The organism is Bradyrhizobium sp. SYSU BS000235 (assembly GCF_049747295.1).
GTDB lineage: Bacteria > Pseudomonadota > Alphaproteobacteria > Rhizobiales > Xanthobacteraceae > Afipia.
On the sequence record NZ_JBMHJM010000001.1, the window covers coordinates 4,771,938 to 4,787,949 of the forward strand.

Annotated in this window: 12 protein-coding genes; 3 read left to right on the forward strand and 9 right to left on the reverse strand. The window is 61.1% G+C overall.

The annotated features are described in order from the left end of the window. Positions 1 to 168: 168 nt before the first annotated feature. From ACP0KA_RS22480 to ACP0KA_RS22510, 7 genes are all read right to left on the reverse strand, one after another. Positions 169 to 6,219: a DUF4082 domain-containing protein gene (locus ACP0KA_RS22480; RefSeq protein WP_424630930.1), complete on the reverse strand. Its 6,051-nt coding sequence runs from the start codon at positions 6,217 to 6,219 to the stop codon at positions 169 to 171. A gap of 203 nt (positions 6,220 to 6,422) precedes the next feature. Next, positions 6,423 to 6,581 carry a hypothetical protein gene (locus ACP0KA_RS22485; protein WP_424630931.1) on the reverse strand — a complete coding sequence of 53 codons (159 nt, stop codon included), beginning with the start codon at positions 6,579 to 6,581 and terminating at the stop codon, positions 6,423 to 6,425. Between the two features lie 48 nt (positions 6,582 to 6,629). Further along, positions 6,630 to 8,156, reverse strand: a complete 1,527-nt coding sequence (gene bchE / locus ACP0KA_RS22490) for a magnesium-protoporphyrin IX monomethyl ester anaerobic oxidative cyclase (protein ID WP_424630932.1) — start codon at positions 8,154 to 8,156, stop codon at positions 6,630 to 6,632. 16 nt (positions 8,157 to 8,172) lie between these two features. Next, on the reverse strand, positions 8,173 to 8,895 hold the full coding sequence (locus ACP0KA_RS22495) for a di-trans,poly-cis-decaprenylcistransferase (protein WP_424630933.1): 723 nt from the start codon (positions 8,893 to 8,895) through the stop codon (positions 8,173 to 8,175). 33 nt (positions 8,896 to 8,928) lie between these two features. Beyond that, positions 8,929 to 9,309 carry a transcriptional regulator gene (locus tag ACP0KA_RS22500; RefSeq protein ID WP_424630934.1) on the reverse strand — a complete coding sequence of 127 codons (381 nt, stop codon included), beginning with the start codon at positions 9,307 to 9,309 and terminating at the stop codon, positions 8,929 to 8,931. Then, complete coding sequence (locus tag ACP0KA_RS22505) at positions 9,296 to 9,916, reverse strand: hypothetical protein (protein ID WP_424630935.1); 621 nt, start codon at positions 9,914 to 9,916, stop codon at positions 9,296 to 9,298. Before ACP0KA_RS22505 ends, ACP0KA_RS22500 begins: the two co-directional genes overlap by 14 nt. A gap of 431 nt (positions 9,917 to 10,347) precedes the next feature. Then, positions 10,348 to 10,707, reverse strand: a complete 360-nt coding sequence (locus ACP0KA_RS22510; protein ID WP_424630936.1) for a hypothetical protein — start codon at positions 10,705 to 10,707, stop codon at positions 10,348 to 10,350. 434 nt (positions 10,708 to 11,141) lie between these two features. Between ACP0KA_RS22510 and ACP0KA_RS22515 the strand changes: the two genes are divergently transcribed. Both ACP0KA_RS22515 and ACP0KA_RS22520 read left to right on the forward strand, forming a co-directional pair. Then, positions 11,142 to 11,591: a hypothetical protein gene (locus tag ACP0KA_RS22515; RefSeq protein ID WP_424630937.1), complete on the forward strand. Its 450-nt coding sequence runs from the start codon at positions 11,142 to 11,144 to the stop codon at positions 11,589 to 11,591. An 88-nt stretch (positions 11,592 to 11,679) separates the two neighbouring features. Further along, positions 11,680 to 12,186, forward strand: coding sequence for a YbhB/YbcL family Raf kinase inhibitor-like protein (locus ACP0KA_RS22520; RefSeq protein ID WP_424630938.1), 507 nt, complete (start codon positions 11,680 to 11,682; stop codon positions 12,184 to 12,186). A gap of 98 nt (positions 12,187 to 12,284) precedes the next feature. Here ACP0KA_RS22520 and ACP0KA_RS22525 read toward each other — a convergent pair whose 3' ends face one another. Then, positions 12,285 to 13,412 carry an S-(hydroxymethyl)glutathione dehydrogenase/class III alcohol dehydrogenase gene (locus ACP0KA_RS22525; protein WP_424630939.1) on the reverse strand — a complete coding sequence of 376 codons (1,128 nt, stop codon included), beginning with the start codon at positions 13,410 to 13,412 and terminating at the stop codon, positions 12,285 to 12,287. Positions 13,413 to 13,516: 104 nt separating this feature from the next. Here ACP0KA_RS22525 and ACP0KA_RS22530 point away from each other — a divergent pair, with 104 nt between their 5' ends. Further along, a complete protein-coding gene (locus ACP0KA_RS22530) occupies positions 13,517 to 14,419 on the forward strand; it encodes a DMT family transporter (protein WP_424630940.1) in 903 nt (300 codons plus the stop codon). Here the strand turns inward: ACP0KA_RS22530 and ACP0KA_RS22535 are convergent. Beyond that, a complete protein-coding gene (locus tag ACP0KA_RS22535) occupies positions 14,416 to 15,879 on the reverse strand; it encodes a cryptochrome/photolyase family protein (RefSeq protein WP_424630941.1) in 1,464 nt (487 codons plus the stop codon). The two genes, ACP0KA_RS22530 and ACP0KA_RS22535, sit on opposite strands and share 4 nt — an antisense overlap. Positions 15,880 to 16,012 lie beyond the last annotated feature (133 nt).

Consider the following 16,012-nt stretch of genomic DNA (forward strand, 5'->3'; position numbering starts at 1 on the left):
GGGAAAATATGCGGTCTGAGGCGGAACAACGCGACGACATGTCCGTTCGCAACCAAAGGTGCCAGACTGAAGAGCCCCAATGAAGCATCACGCAAAGTCGCGGGCTTCCGTCGCCGCTACCTTCGCCACTCTTAGCCGCATCGCTTCAGTCTCCACCTCATCCTCTCTTCACGCCGCCAGCTGCGGTCTGAACACCACATCCGAATAGTAGTTGGACGCACCGAAGGTGCTGGTCGGGAAGAGACCGGTGGTGCCGTTGCCGCCATATCCATAGACGCCGTTGCCGCCGGCCACGCCGGTGGTGGATGGCGCTGTTAGTGGGCCGCTGGTGAGCGGGCTGGTGAAGAAGTTGTTGGTCGCCGCATAGGCGCCGTTGGTGTGGTAGGACGTGACGTACGTGGTGTTGGCGTTGATGTTCACCGGCGTCGCTAGCGTCACGGTCTGCCAACCGCTGGCAGATGTGTTGCTGAAGGTCGCACTCGCAAGCTTCGTTCCCGTCGAGGTCCACAGGCTGAGCAGGTCGGAGCCGGTATCGCTCGGGCTGCGGTAGAATTTCAGTGCAGTGATCTGGCCGGCGGTGGACGAGGTGAACTTCATCCCGAGCTCGATTGGCGTGCCGTCGGTGAGGCTGGTCTGGGTCGGTGTGGTCGTGGCGCTGAAGAAGCTTACCGGGCTCGGCGGTGGCTGGGTTGATGTGGTCACGTTGAGGCTGACGTTCGCTGTCGCGGTGCCGCCGCGTCCGTCCGAGATCGTGTAGCTGAAGCCCGCCGCGCCGGTGTAGCCGGTGTCCGGAGTGAAGGTGATGGTGTTGTTCTGCGTGTTGAGTGCGGCGGTGCCGTGGCTCGTTGTGGTTGTGTTCGCAGCGGTAATCGTCAGCGGGTCATTGTTCGGATCGCTGTCGTTGGCGAGCAACGATGCCGCAGAGATCACGACGGGCGTGTTGAGCGTCACCGCAGGCCCGGCATCGTTGGCCGCCACCGGCGGCTGGTTGGTGTTGCCGGTCGAGCCGTTGAACACCACGTCGACCCAGTAGTTGGCTGCGCCGAAGGTGCTGGTGGGGAATACGCTGGTGGTGTTGTTGCCGCCGTAGGAATAGACGCCGTTGCCGCCCGATGTCGATGTGGATGGCGCCGTCAGCGGGCTGCTGGTGATAGCGGAGGTAAAGAAGTTATTGGTCGCCACATAGGTGCCGGCGGTGTGATAGGACGCGACATAGGTGGTGTTGGCATTGATGTTGACCGGCGTTGACAGTGTCACCGTCTGCCAGCCGCTGGCAGATGTGTTGCTGAAGGTCGCGGTCGCAAGCTTCGCCCCTGCGGACGTCCACAGGCTGAGCAGATCCGGGCCGGTGTCGCCAGGGCTGCGATAAAACTTCAAGGCCGTGATCTGACCTGCACTCGACGAGGTGAACTTCATTCCAAGTTCCAGTGGCGTGCCGTCGGTGACGCTGGTCTGTGCCGGCGTGTTCGACGCGCTGAAGAAACTGACCGCGCCGGGTGGCGGAGGCGTTGACGTGGTCGTCACGCCGATGCTGAAGGTCTCGCTGGTGGTGAGGCTGCCGAGATCGGTGGCCGTCACTCTGACGTTGAGCGTGCCGACGTTTGCAGCCGCCGGCGTGCCGCTGAATGTGCGTGTGGTGGCGTTGAACGCCAGCCACGCGGGAAGGGCTGCGCCACTGGCGAGCGTCGCCGAATAGGTCAGCGTGTCGCCGTTATCGGGGTCGACGAAGGTATTCGCAGGCAGCACCAGCGAGAACGCCGAGCCGACCACCGCGTTCTGGTTGGCGGTTTGCGTCGCCAGCGCCGGCGCGTCATTTGCACCGTGGATGGTGACGGTGAGCGTCGTGGTGGAGGTGGCGCCGGCGGTGTCGCGCACGGTGTAGCTGAACACATCGGTCAGCGTATTAGTCGAGAGCCGCAGCGCCTGCACGGCGGTCAATGTCTCGTTGACCGTGTAGGTGAAGACCCCCGAAGCGCTGAGCACGAGGCTTCCGAATGTGCCGTTGAGCGCAGAGCCAAGCGTGCCTGCGGTCGAACCGAAGCTGACGGCGCTCACCGTCTTGGTGTCGCCTGTATCCGGGTCGGTATCGTTGGTGAGCACATTGCCCGTGGCGGATGAGCCGCCAGAGCCGTTGGCCGTGCCGCCGCGTTCGGTGGCATCAGCCGTGTCGGCAACGGCGGTCGGTGTCGTGTTGGTGCCGCCGCCGGTCGAGCCGTTGAACACCACATCGATCCAGTAGTTGGCCGCGCCGAAGGTGCTGGTTGGGAAGACGCTGGTGGTGTTGTTGCCGCCATAACTATAGACGCCGTTGCCGCCGGCTGCGCTGGAAGAGGGCGCTGTCAGCGGGCCGCTTGTGACCGCGGAGGCAAAGTAGTTGTTGGTCGCCGCGTAAGCGTTGCTGGTGTGATAGGAGGCGACGTAAGTGGTGTTGGCATTGATATTCACCGGCGTCGGCAGGATCACGGTCTGCCAGCCAGTTGCCGCGGTGTTGCTGAAGGTGGCGCTTCCCAGCTTCGTGCCGGTTGAGGTCCACAGGCTGAGCAGATCCGGGCCGGTGTCGCTCGAGCTGCGATAAAACTTCAAGGCGGTGATCTGACCGGCGGTGGAGGAGGTGAACTTCATCCCGAGTTCCAGCGGCGTGCCGTCGCTGAGATCGGTTTGTGCCGGCGTATTCGCCGCGGTGAAGAAACTCACGCCGGTAGGGACTGGCGTAACGTTGAGGCTGACATTGGCCGACGCCGTGCCGCCGCGTCCGTCGGAGATGGTGTAGCTGAAGCCGGCCGCGCCGGTGTAGCCGCTCTGCGGTGTGAATGTGATGGTGTTGTTCTGGGTATTGAGTGCGACGGTGCCGTGGCTGTTCGCGTTTGTGTTCACTGCGGTAATCGTGAGCGGATCACCGTTCGGATCGCTGTCATTGGCAATCAGGGATGCCGCCGCGATGGTGAGAGGCGTGTTCAGCAGCACTGAAATCCCGGTATCATTGGCGGCAACGGGCGGAACGTTGCTGGTTCCGATCGACGGGTTGAACATGACGTCGACCCAGAAGTTCGTCGACTGGAAGGTGTTCGTCGGGAATTGACTGTTGCCATAAGCGTAGACGCCGTTGCCGCTGGCGGGCGCGGTGAGCGGGCCGCTGGTGACATTCGTCGTGAAGTAATCCTGCGTGTTGGAGTAGTGGCCGACATTGCTGTGATAGGACGCGGTATAGGTCGCGCCCGGTGTGATTGTAATCGGAGTGGCGAACCTTGCCGTCTGCCAGCCGGTTGTCGTTTCATTGCTGAATGTCAGCGTGCCCAGGGCCGCGCCGGTGCTCGACCATAGTGTGCCGGTGTGAACGCCGGTATCCTGGTTGCTTTTGTAGTAGCGAATGCCGGTGATGGTCCCTGCAACAGACGCCGTGAACTTTACCCCGAGTTCAACCGCGCCGTTATCGACCGTATTCAAAACCTCGGGCGTTGCCGAGCCGGGGAATAGGGTCAAGAAGTTTGCCGGGGCGACGCTGAGCGTGCGCCCAGCGGAAGGTGATTCCAGATTGATGCTGTCGTCGACCGCGCGGGAACGGATTGTGTAGTTGCCGGCGACTTGCGGCGAGAATGTATATGTCCATGTCTCGTCGCCGGTCGCTGGATGCCAGCTCGCTCCGTTGTCGGTCGAGACCTCGACGCCGGCAATCACACCGCCACCGGCGTCGGTGGCGGTGCCGGAAATCGTCACGCGATCTGTCGCGGCCACGGAACTGGGCGGCGTATTGATGGTGGAGGTCGGAGCGGTATGGTCCGTCGAAGCCTGGCCGGTGATGAGCCCTGATTGCAGCGTTGCCGGCTGGATGCCCATGTCGGCAAAAAGGTTGACCATCGCCTGCTGGACACGCGGATCGGAGGGCGTTCCAGTATCCCCGTGGATATTGTCGCCGTCGTGGCTGTCGCTCAGACCCCATGACCAGTAGACCGTGCCTGCGCCGAAGACCAGCGCGCCGCTTGGTGCACGATAGAGGGTGAGGTTGTGCGTTGCCGTGCCCGGGCCGACGGTGTTGCCGTAATCGAGCAGATAGAAACCCTCCGAGTCGAGGGTCGTCGACGAGAGGCGAACCAGGCCTGCGGGATCGAATCCGTTGTCGGGCGCTTCGTCCCACTCATAGCCGAGATAGTTCTTGGTGAGCGCCGCCGTCTGGCCCGGCTGCAGATTGGCGACACTGGTGTTGCGCCAGAAGCGTAAGTTAGCGTCATCGAACGGGATCCGGATCGACTCGAGAGTGCCGCCGCCGTCAACCTGGAAGATCGTGCCGGTCAGCGCGTTCTCCGGACTTCCACCGCCGATCGCCGGCGGACTGAAGCGCGGGTCCCGGAACGTCCCGGTCCATTGGTTCGTTGGATCGATGCTCGAATTGGCCCAGGTCTCCTTGTAGGAAATCAATGTGCGATACGGCGTGCCGTCGCTGCTGATCGCGTTGCCCCAGCGGGTGCGCCAGTAGACCTCGTTGCCGCTCCAGAACTGCAGATTGACGCCGGCGTCGCGCGCCGCCTCGACATTGGCGCGCTGCTGGCCCGACCAATATTCGTCGTGGCCGACGTCGAGATACATCTTGTGGTTCAAGAGCAGGCTGCCGAAACGGTCGACATCGACGCCTGCCATGTATGAGACGTCGTAGCCGTTCTGCTCCAGCCACTGGATCGCCGGGTACTCGGCCGCAAAGAGATAGTCCTGCGGGCCGGAGGCAAAGCCGATGCCGCCCCGGGTCACGATCGGCCGGTTATAGCTCACGGCAAAGGCGCGTCCTGCGCCCTGACCTGTCGCGGGGCCGTTGCCGCCGTAGAAATTCGCTCCGCCCCATCCGTTGTAGGCTTGCCATGTCTGGTCCGCGGTCTGGAAGATGATGTCGCTCTGGCTGCTGTCGTCGCGCACGATGAACGGGATGTGGCTCTCGCCTGAGACGCCATCCTGACGCGTCAGCTTGGCGAAGTAGACACCGGAGACAGCATCTGCCGGCACGGCCCAACTGGCCGAGACAGCCCAGTTGCCGGCGTCCACCAAGCCGGTGGTTGCGTCGCGCAGCGGCGCCGGCTGGTTCTGCACACCGGTGTGCTGGATCGTCGTAACCTTACGCGCGCCCATGCCGCCGTAGTAGCCGACCCGGTAGATATCGATGCGGTAATTGTTCGAATTGGTGTTGATCTTGAAGTTGATCGTGGTGCCGTGATTGACGCTGATGTTTGTCGCGAAACCCTCGATGTTCGAGTCGCCCGAGCCATCAATGCCCCATTCGCTTTCGGGATTTCCGGGTTTCTGGTTCTCAAGCACGATGGGATTCGTCACCGCCGCTGCCGCGAGCAGGTTAGGTGCAGCTAGTGTTCTGGCTTGGGCTTGGGCTAGCGCTTGAGCCTGGACTTGAGGAGACGTGACGGAACCGCCCAGGATACCGAACCCCTTCGAGTTCGGTCCTGTCCCGGTCTCACCGCCGCCGGGCAGTTGCCCGTTCGAGGCGATCACGGGCGCGATGTTCCAGTCCGTTATGGGCGTGACGTTTCTCGACAGCATCGGGTCGCTCATCGAGGCGCCGAGCGTACCGCTCCGGCTCATCACCGCATCAGCTTCGCCAGGCGATCCACTCCCGAGCACTTGGCCGGTCAACTTCGTCGTAGCCGCTTGAGCCATCGCCTGCAGTGGACAATTGATGTAGCCGCACGATCCGCAACACGGGCTGACGTTAAGCCCTGTGGGCTGTGATGGTGCAGGTGTGGAAGAGCCGGTAACCGTCGTGCTCAAAGTCATCGAGGCAGGGGCGAGAGCATCCGCCCCCGACGTGCTCTGGGCCATCGCCACCGCCCTCGACACGTCGTCAGCCGCCAGTGGCGCGGCGCTGTCATCTTTGATGGAGGGAATTGCGCCGATGCGGAAATCGCCGGTTGTGGTCGTTGCCGACTGCTCTGCAGTCGAGTCCGCAGCGTCATCCGTAGGCTCCGACGGCAGTGGATGCGCGACGGCGTCTGAGGCTGCGATGAACGCACTCTGCAGAAGACCCTGCGATGAGAGATCACTGAACGCATTGCTGTTGGCTGCGATGCCGTCATCCGCTCGGTCGCTCGCGCTGCGTTTCCTCCCGGCGGGATCGCCGGTCCGGGATGAGAGGGGAGCGTTAGGACGCACGGTCGCGAATGTTTCGGAGAGCCATTGCGCGATGCGCGAGTGGACGGTGGAACCGCTGCTTTCTGAAAAACTCATAACGCCGCTCCCGCACGACGAGGCTTGACGGCAGAGGTCGAATTAAATGTACGGGGTACGAATATTTAATTTAATTTAAATCCATTTAATTGGTAAGTCAGTACACAAATCAATCCGTCTGGATCATCCACTTGGCTGATGGCGCGGTGCCAGCCTGCGGGTTCCAGTTGTTGATCCAACTCAGCGACTGCGAAGCCAAGAGTTCAACCACCCACCAATGGCGGTGAAAAGAAGCTGTTCAGAACTCCAAGCCAGTATGGGTGGATGTTGAGCATGAGCCACACGACCCCGATGATCGTAAGCCAGATGCCGGTGATCCATACACTCATGCGGAATTGTCTCTCGAGATCTTGCTCGCTCATGGCTCATTCCTTTCGTGCCCAAGGCGGTCCGTTTGCTGCCACACTGGCCTACGCTGCTTCGCGTGTGTGGGGTTGCCGTTCAGGATGCAATGAGGACATCGATTCCTCTTCCGCATCTTGAGGAGCGCCCCAGAACTGCGCCACTGTGGGGCCGGTTTTCAGTCGACGATCACGAAGGAAATTGATGATCTCGTATGGCCAGACCCTGCGACCCATTTTGGTGTACCAACGCATCGCGTGACGCAGGCCGGCATCGGGATGAAAGAGAATGCGCCAGATCGCTTTCGGCCGGGTCTGAAGGACCATTTCTGTAAACTTGAACCAAAGCAGCACGCGCCACGGCGCCATGTGACGCGTCGCGAGGACCTGATGCTTGTAGTCCCAGCGGCGCCGGTCGGTTTGGATGACCTGCCGCTCGGCGGCAAATTTAAAGTACGGCGTCCAGCGGTGGGGCGTGACGTAGAGCATCTGAATCTGGTCCGGGTCGTACGACAACAATTGACGCAACCCACGCCAGTGATCGCGATCGGTGTCTTCTTCGAAACCCACGACCCATGTCGCCATGGACAGAATACCGTGCTGCCGCATCAAGCGAATGGCTTCACGGTCCGTGGTGGTTGTTGTTCCTTTCCGGATGAGATCGAGCGTTTTTTCGTCAGTGGTTTCCATGCCGAGCAGGAAGCGAGCCCAACCGGCTTTCTTGTAGAGATGCAGAATATCCGCATCCCGCACGATGTCGTCGGCGCGTGTCGATCCAACAAGTATGAGATCGACGCTCTCCGCGATCAGGGCTTCCAGAAAGACACGCCAGACCTTTTTTGAAACCGTCGGGTTCTCATCGGCGAAGTTGATGACCTTGACACCGTGTTCGCGATGGAGGCGCGCCAATTCCTTTGCGAACAGGACCGGGTCGCGATGACGCCAGCGCGTCCAGAATCCGCGTTGTCCGCAATAATTGCACAGATGAGGACAGCCTCGGGAGAACTGCACGACAACCGCCCGGAGTCCGCCCCAATAACTGTAACGCGCGTGGTCGATGAGCTCCCAGCCGATCCGGTAGGCATCGAGATCGCGGATCACGGCGGCAGGCCGGGTTGCCTTGGGACCATCAACCCCACGGTAAGCAATGCCCGGAATGTCGCTGAGAGGCAGGCCATGCTGCAGAGCGCTCATCAGGCGCCGCGCAGTTTCTTCGCCTTCGCCGCGGACAATCGCGGTGACGTATGGTTCGTCCGCGAGAATCTCCCGCCAGTGATAGGTCGGAAAGACGCCGCCATAGACGATGTGAGCATCGGGGATTGCCGTCGCGATAGCACACGCGGTTTCCGCGATGACCGGGTGTCCGGATGTCGAGCCGGAATGGCCGAACAGCACCGCATCAGGACAGAAGCGAACCGCGTCGGCGACGATGGCTTCCATCGTCATGGGACCGAACTCACCATCGATGAGATAGACGTCGTGTCCGTCGTCGAGCAACGGTCCACCCACCGCGAGGAGGCCGAGCGGCGGGAGATGGTCGTCAGGAATCCGGCTTCCGATGGCAGGATGCGGCACGTTGATCAGGAGAATGCGCATGGCGAAAACCGGCGGCTTACGAGGTCAGAGCCAGTTCGGACGGCGCCGCTTGCAATCCGCCAAAGCGGCGCTCGCGCAGGTGATAAGACCTCAGGGCCTCAGCAAGATCTTCCGCGTCAAACTCGGGCCACATCCGTTCAGTGAAATGCAGTTCGGCATACGCGCTTTCCCACAACAGGAAGTCAGATAGCCGTTTCTCGCCGCTGGTTCGGATCACCAGGTCGACGTCGCGGAATTCCGCTTCACCGGTGATGAGTTCCGCGAAACGCTCTCGCGTCAGGTCAGTCAGTTGGGAGGCCTGTGTTGCTGCTCTCAAGATGGCATCGCGGGCCGAATAATCGATCGCAACGCGCAGATGCAGGCGATGTCCGCTCTTCGTCGCGATCTCCGCGTCTTCGATAGCGGCGGCGAGGCCATCGGGAAGACGATCGCGCCGGCCGATGACCGTGAGGCGTACACCGTTACGACGCAGGCTTTCAATTTCGTTTGCCAGATATGATCGCAGCAAAGCCATCAGCGCGGAGACCTCCGCCTTGGGCCGTCTCCAGTTGTCGCTCGAGAATGCATAGAGCGTCAGCGTTCCGACGCCTTGCTGCGGTGCTGCCTCGACCACACGACGGATGGCTTCAACGCCCGCTTCGTGTCCTCGCAGTCTCGAGAGCTTGCGGCGCGAGGCCCAACGACCGTTGCCGTCCATGATGATCCCGATGTGTAGTTTAGAAGAGAGAGTGCTTTGCATTGCAAAGTTTCCTTTCAAAAAAAATAGGCCAGTTCAGGTGGGGGAGAGCCCCAGGCGAGGTGTGACTGGGTCCTCTTTGCCGGCGGCTTTGGCTGCGTCATGAACGAGCCGTTCAAGGACCGAGAGGTAGTCAAGGAAGCGGCGGCGGCCAGTTTTGGTCAGGCGACAACTGGTGTGCGGGCGATTGTTTTCATAACCCTTCGTGACTTCAACCAAGCCCGCTTCCTGCAGCACCTGGAGATGCCGGCTGAGATTGCCATCGGTCAGGCCGCACAGATGTTTAAGATCGGCGAAAGCCAATCCTTTCGGATGCGCCATCAGCGACGTCATCAAGCCGAGACGAGCCTTCTCGTGAATGACACGATCGAGGCCATCATAAGAGAACGGCGCGTTCTGTGCGTCAGTCTTCGGCATCGATTTCTTCTCCGGACGCAAAATGCAAGAGGGTTGCCATGAGCAACTGACCAATGACGAACGGTACGCCCATCACGAAGGGCGACAGCGCATGACTTCCACTCGTCAACACGAGGCTGGTAAAGCCCGCCACAAAATACCAGGCGCCTGCAAGTGCAACGACGCGGGGCAGCGAGCGGGCAGACGAGAATATGCCGAGACTCACGAGTATCTGCCAAAGCCCGGGCAGCATCCACATCGCTTCCGGAGCAAATTTCCAAAACACCAGTGCGAGAAAAATACCTGCCGCACCAGCCGGGAGGAACTGCTCGACGGCTTGATAAATCATTGCATCAGCGAGGCCCGAGTGATGCCGGCGTGACCTTGCCCGCATCTCACTCCCGATCATTCCCGCAGCAACCACTGCCGTGGCAGTCCAACCGGCGAAGAAGGTCAGGGGAATGCCGGTCGGATCCTCAAGCCAGATGAACTGGAGCAAGGTGGTCAACAAAGCGAGGCCGCCGGTCGCGGCGATCGCGACCGGGCCATAGCCGCGAAAGGCTGTACCCGCGGCAAGCTGACTCCGGATTGCGATAATATCGGCTAATGCTTTGTCGAGGTCGCGCATCAGTCACCTTTACTTTACATCGCAAAGTATACGCGTGCGTAAAGTAAATGCAAGCCCGTTCTCGTCACGCCGTGGTGATCGGCTTCCGTGTCGCGTTAAATCGTGTTTTCGATCGTGCCATCACTTCTGACTGGGCGCTGCTTTGCGGGTTGAGGAGCTGAGCGATGTTCGCATCGCTCAGGAGCGGGTTATAGGGGCCGTTCCCGCACCTTCGACGTCGCACACGAGCGAAGCGTCGACAGGTGCGAGTACGTGTGTGGTGGTTCAAAAGTTCGCTCAATCTTTCCTGAGAGTCCTTCCAGCGAACTTTTGAACCTAAACCACACTCGAATCATAAATTTACTAGTGTCCTCTCGAATCCAAAGTTCGCTACGGAGCGCGATGAGGCGAACTTTGGATTCGGAACACTAGCCTTCCACTATGTCAGAACATCAACGGACGCGGCGACCTCCGCCGCGATAGACCCTTCCGCCACCACCACGATATCCTCCGCGATAGCCATATCTGCCACCGCGATAGACACCGCCACGATAGGCATATCCGCCGCGGTAAACGCCGCCGCGATATACGCCGCCGCCGTAGTACCCCGGCGCGCCGTAAACACCGTAGTTCAAGACGCAGCGGCCGAGCGCGGGGCTGAAGTGCCGGCCGCCACCGCATCCGTCGCGGACTTGAATCAGATCATCCTGGATTGTTTGTGATGGTGCGGGCGCTGCCGGCATTGCTTGAGCGCCTGTTCCCAAGAGCAGTGCGCTGGCGAGAACAGTAGCCCCAATGACATGCTTCATCATGGAATCACCTTTCCCTAATGGGGTGGTTCAGAAGTTCGCTCGATTTTTCGGCGGGTCCTTCCAGCGAACTTCTGAACCTGAACCCCACTAGAATTATAGATTGGCCAGTGTCCTCTCGAATCCAAAGTCCGCTACTGACCGAGCCTCACACAATGAGGCGGACTTTGGATTCGGGACACTGGCGGGCGGGAAAACGGCCCAATCGCCCAACAGGACCGCTCTCGATTTGTTCCCGTATCGTGCTGCCGAGTCGCTTGGGTGCTCAAAATTACACAAATATTTCATTGGCTTGCTCGGCGGTGCGTCAAATCGCTTCCCCCGCACCGAAAAATGCTTAACGATTTTCCAACACAGTAACGCCAGAGTCTTGGTGCTGATGGGAGGCACCAAGATCGTCGCCATCAACTCCTGACCTGCGGATTGCTGACCCGCCTATGCGAATCCTTGTACTGCTTGCATGCCTTCTGCCGATGCTGGCTTCCGCGCCGGCGCGGGCGGATTTGCGCATCACGCGGGACCACGGCGGCTATGTCGAGGAGTACAAGGCGAAGTACGAGCGTATCCGAAAGAGCGGCGAGCGTGTCATCATCGACGGCATCTGCAATTCGGCCTGCACGCTGGTGTTCGGCATCGTGCCGTTGAACAAGATTTGCGTGACGCCACGCGCCAGCGTCGGGTTCCACCAAGCCTATTACGACAAGTCCTACACATTCGGCATCAAGGTCACGAGTGCAGAGGGCACGTCGGATTTGATGTCGTATTACACGCCGCCGATAAAAGCGTGGATCGCGCGCAATGGCGGGCTCACGCCTCAAATGAAGAAGCTCAAGAACGGCGTGGATTTGTGGAAGGTCGTCGATCCTTGCCCGGAAGAATTCTTCTGACGTGTGACCGCACGCTGCGGAGGTCGACATTTCGTTTGTAAGTTTCATCGGGCGCACGCTTCACCGGATCAGAGCGGGTGAAGCAAAGTTGGCGTGGAACCATCCTGCGGCTGCCTCCGCGCCTGCGATCATCCGTCTGACAAGTTCGGCGTTCACCGATGGAGGTCCCATTCCACTGCGCTATGCAGGCGCGGGGGTGGGCGAGAACGTGTCGCCGTCACTCGCATGGACCGGGCTGCCGCCGCGAACCGTTGAACTCGCGCTGGTGATGGAAGATCCCGACGCGCCGCTGCCGCGCCCGTTCGTGCATCTTGTGGTGACGGGCATTCCGCCAATGCTGGAAGGAATTGCGGAAGGCGTGCTCTCGGAGGGAGCGCATCAATTCGTGATGGGGCGCAACATGCTGCGTCAGACGACCTATGCCGGTCCGCGTGCGCTGCCGGGACATGGACTGCATCACTACGTGTTCGAGCTGTTTGCCCTCAACCGCAAGCTCAGCTTTCAGAAGCCGCCATCGCTGACCGACCTCACGTCAGCCATGGCACGCGCTGTGGTCGCGCGCGGGCGGTTTGAAGGCACATTTCAGCGAACGTAATTCGCGCATCCAGTTCGATCCCGCCGTCTGAGGAATTGCACCAGGCGGCAGGACGATTGTCGTATTTGTGAGCGCAAGGCTCACGGCGATTGCCGCGCTTAGAACGTCACCACGCCCCGGATCGACTCGCCGCGCTTCATCAGGTCGAACGCCTTGTTGATGTCGTTGAGCGGCATCACGTGGGTGATCATCGGATCGATCTGGATCTTGCCGTCCATGTACCAGTCGACGATCTTCGGCACGTCGGTGCGGCCGCGGGCGCCGCCGAATGCGGTGCCTTTCCAGACACGTCCGGTGACCAACTGGAATGGACGGGTCGCGATCTCAGCGCCGGACGGTGCGACGCCGATCACGATCGATTGGCCCCAGCCGCGATGGCACGCTTCCAGCGCCTGCCGCATCACCGTGACGTTGCCGGTGCAATCGAACGTATAATCTGCGCCGCCAATCTGGTCTTCCTTGGTCTTGGTCATGTTGACGAGGTGAGGGACGAGATCCTTGCCGACTTCAGTCGGATTGACGAAGTGCGTCATGCCGAAGCGTTCGCCCCAGGCCTTGCGCTCATTGTTGATGTCGACGCCGATGATCATGTCGGCGCCCGCCAGGCGCAGGCCCTGCAGCACGTTGAGGCCGATGCCGCCGAGGCCGAACACGATGGCCTTGGCGCCTTGCTCGACCTTCGCGGTGTTGATCACCGCGCCGATGCCGGTGGTGACACCGCAGCCGATGTAGCAGACCTTGTCGAACGGCGCGTCCTCGCGGATTTTCGCCACCGCGATCTCCGGCAGCACGGTGTAGTTCGCGAATGTCGAGGTGCCCATGTAGTGGTGGATCGGTTTGCCGCCCATCGAGAAGCGCGAGGTGCCGTCGGGCATCAGGCCCTGACCCTGAGTGGAGCGAATCGCGGTGCAGAGGTTGGTTTTGCGTGACAGGCAGGAGGGGCACTGGCGGCATTCCGGCGTGTAGAGCGGGATCACGTGGTCGCCCTTTTTGACGCTGGTGACGCCCTTGCCGACGTCGACGACGATGCCCGCGCCCTCATGACCCAGAATGGCGGGGAAAAGACCTTCCGGATCGGCTCCCGACAGGGTGAATTCGTCGGTGTGACACACGCCTGTCGCCTTGACCTCGACCATCACTTCGCCTTCGCGAGGGCCTTCCAGTTGCACCGTGGTGATTTCGAGCGGTTTTCCGGCAGCGATGGCAACGGCGGCGCGAACATCCATGAGGGCTTCCTTTCAGGTGTATTTTTGATCTGCGTTTTTGGGTGCGCGGCTCGGCGCATTTGACGATTGCTCGATAGCATATGATCGGGCAATCAGTCGCGCAAATGAGCACGCCTTCCAATTCTTCGTCATCAGAATCCATCGCTGCACGCGCGGCGCCGGCGCTGTTCGTGCTGCTGTGGAGCACCGGCTTCATCGGCACGAAATACGTGCTGGGCGGGGCCGAGCCGCTGACCTATCTCACCACGCGGATGATCTTTGTCGTTCTGCTGATGGCGATCATCGCCGTCATCGCGCGACCGAAATGGCCGGACCGGGCCGGGGTCATCCATAGCGCCGTCGCCGGGCTATTGGTGCATGGCTTTTATCTCGGCGGGACATCGGTGGCGATTTTCCATTCGGTGCCGGCAGGGCTCTCTGCGCTCATTCCGGGACTGCAGCCGATCCTCACGTCCACATTGGCCAATCGCTGGCTGGGGGAGCGCGTCACGCCACTGCAGTGGACCGGCCTGCTGCTCGGCCTCGCCGGAACGCTGCTTGTTTTGCACAACCGCTCGACGGCGGGCGCCGAAGGATGGGGATGGTTCGCATCGGGCGTCTCATTGCTCGGCATCACGTTCGGCACGCTGTACCAGAAGCGGTTTTGCGGCGGCATCGACTGGCGCGCGGGCAATCTGATTCAATTCGCGTCAGCAGGCGTGTTGTTCGCAATCTGCGCATGGCTGTTCGAGACGCGCACGATCGTGTGGAGCGAGCAGTTCGTCCTGGCACTGATGTGGCTCGTCGTGGTGCTGTCGGTGGGATCGGTCGGATTGCTGTACTGGCTCATCCGCCGCTCGGCAGCGACCAGCGTGGCGAGCCTGTTCTATCTGGTGCCGGGGGTGACGGCATTGATGGCGTATCTCTTGTTCGACGAACGGCTGGATACTATCGCCATCGCCGGAATGGTGATCTGCGCCGCAGCTGTTCTGCTTGTGAACAAGGGCAGGGCTCCTGCCAAGAGCTAATCGCTGCGTGTCTTCTTGTAAGCTGCGAGCGCCCGTTCACGCGCGGCTTTGTGATCGACGATCGGCTCCGGATAGGTTTTGCCGAGAACGACGCCGGCGGCTGTGAGTTCAATGGGAGTCGCGTCCCACGGGTGGTGGATCAGCTTCGCAGGCAGCTGCGCCAGTTCGGGCACCCACTTGGACACATACGCGCCTTCGGGATCGAACTTCTCGCCTTGAAGCACGGGATTGAAGATACGGAAGTAGGGCGCAGCATCGGCGCCCGAGCCCGCGACCCATTGCCAGCTTGCGGGATTGTTGCCGGGATCGGCATCCACCAGCGTGTCCCAGAACCATTGTTCGCCATCACGCCAGTCGATCAGCAGATGCTTGACCAGAAACGAGGCGACGATCATGCGAACGCGGTTGTGCATGATGCCGGTGTGCCAGAGTTCGCGCATCCCGGCATCGACGATCGGATATCCGGTCTCGCCGCGCTGCCAGGCCCGCAGCGCTTTGGCGTTCCGCTTCCACGGAAATTCATCGAAGGACGACTGGAGATTTTTCTTCGCCAGTTGAGGAAAATCGAACAGCAGGTGACGCGAAAACTCTCGCCAACCAAGCTCGCTAAGAAACTTTCCGACGTCGCTGGCGACAGCAGGCCGTTGCGCAGCGGCGAAGTTCGCCGCGTACCAGACCTGCCGCGGGCTGATTTCGCCGAAGCGCAGATGGGGCGAGAGCCGTGACGTGCCGTCGCGGTCAATGCGATCGCGCAACGTTGTGTAGCCCTTGATGTTGTGCTCGAGAAAGTCCTTGAGGCGTGTCTGCGCGGAGGCTTCGCCCGGTGTCCATGTCTCGCGCAAGCCGCAAGCCCAATCCGGTTTCGTCGGCTCAAGATTCCATGTGGCGAGGTCGTCGCAGGCGATGGGTGGCCCCGCTTTCAATGTTCTGGGGGCGGGCAGAGGCTTAGGCGGATCGCCAAGGTTCAAGATGCGCTTCCAGAACGGCGTGAAGACGCGCAGGCCGCGCCCTTCCTTGTTGCGCACGCTGGAGGGCTTGGCGAGCAGGTCACTCGGAAAGGCGCAGCCCTCCACGCTGATCGCTTCGAGCGCCTTCGTCACCTCGCGTTCGACCGATGCATCGCCTGCGATGTCGCTTGCGATCCAGTTCACCCGCGCTGCCTTTGTTTCCCGCGCCACAGCGGCGATGACGTCGGCGGCCCGGCCTCGGCGAAGCACCAGGCTCTGTCCCAGGCGCTGCAGGCTTTCGTCCAGCGCGCGCAGCGATTGCACGAGCCACCATCGGGACGCCGCACCAAGAGGGCGTCCATGGGGAGGGCGGGCGCCCGGGCTGTCCTCGTCCAGCACGTAGAGGCAGACCACCGGCGCGCCGCTCTGTCCGGCATCGGACAGAGCTGGATGGTCCGACAGCCGCAGATCTATACGGAACCAGACGATGGTTGGCGCGGAAGGAGGTGTCATTGCGATACGGCCCATGCTGAAGAGAAGCGAAGATGCCAGCAAAATCTCCGGGCCGGCAGGCGGGATGAAGCTTTAATGAGACGTTAAATATAACCCGTCATGTTTCAGCATTTCATATCGCAAACTTATTTTC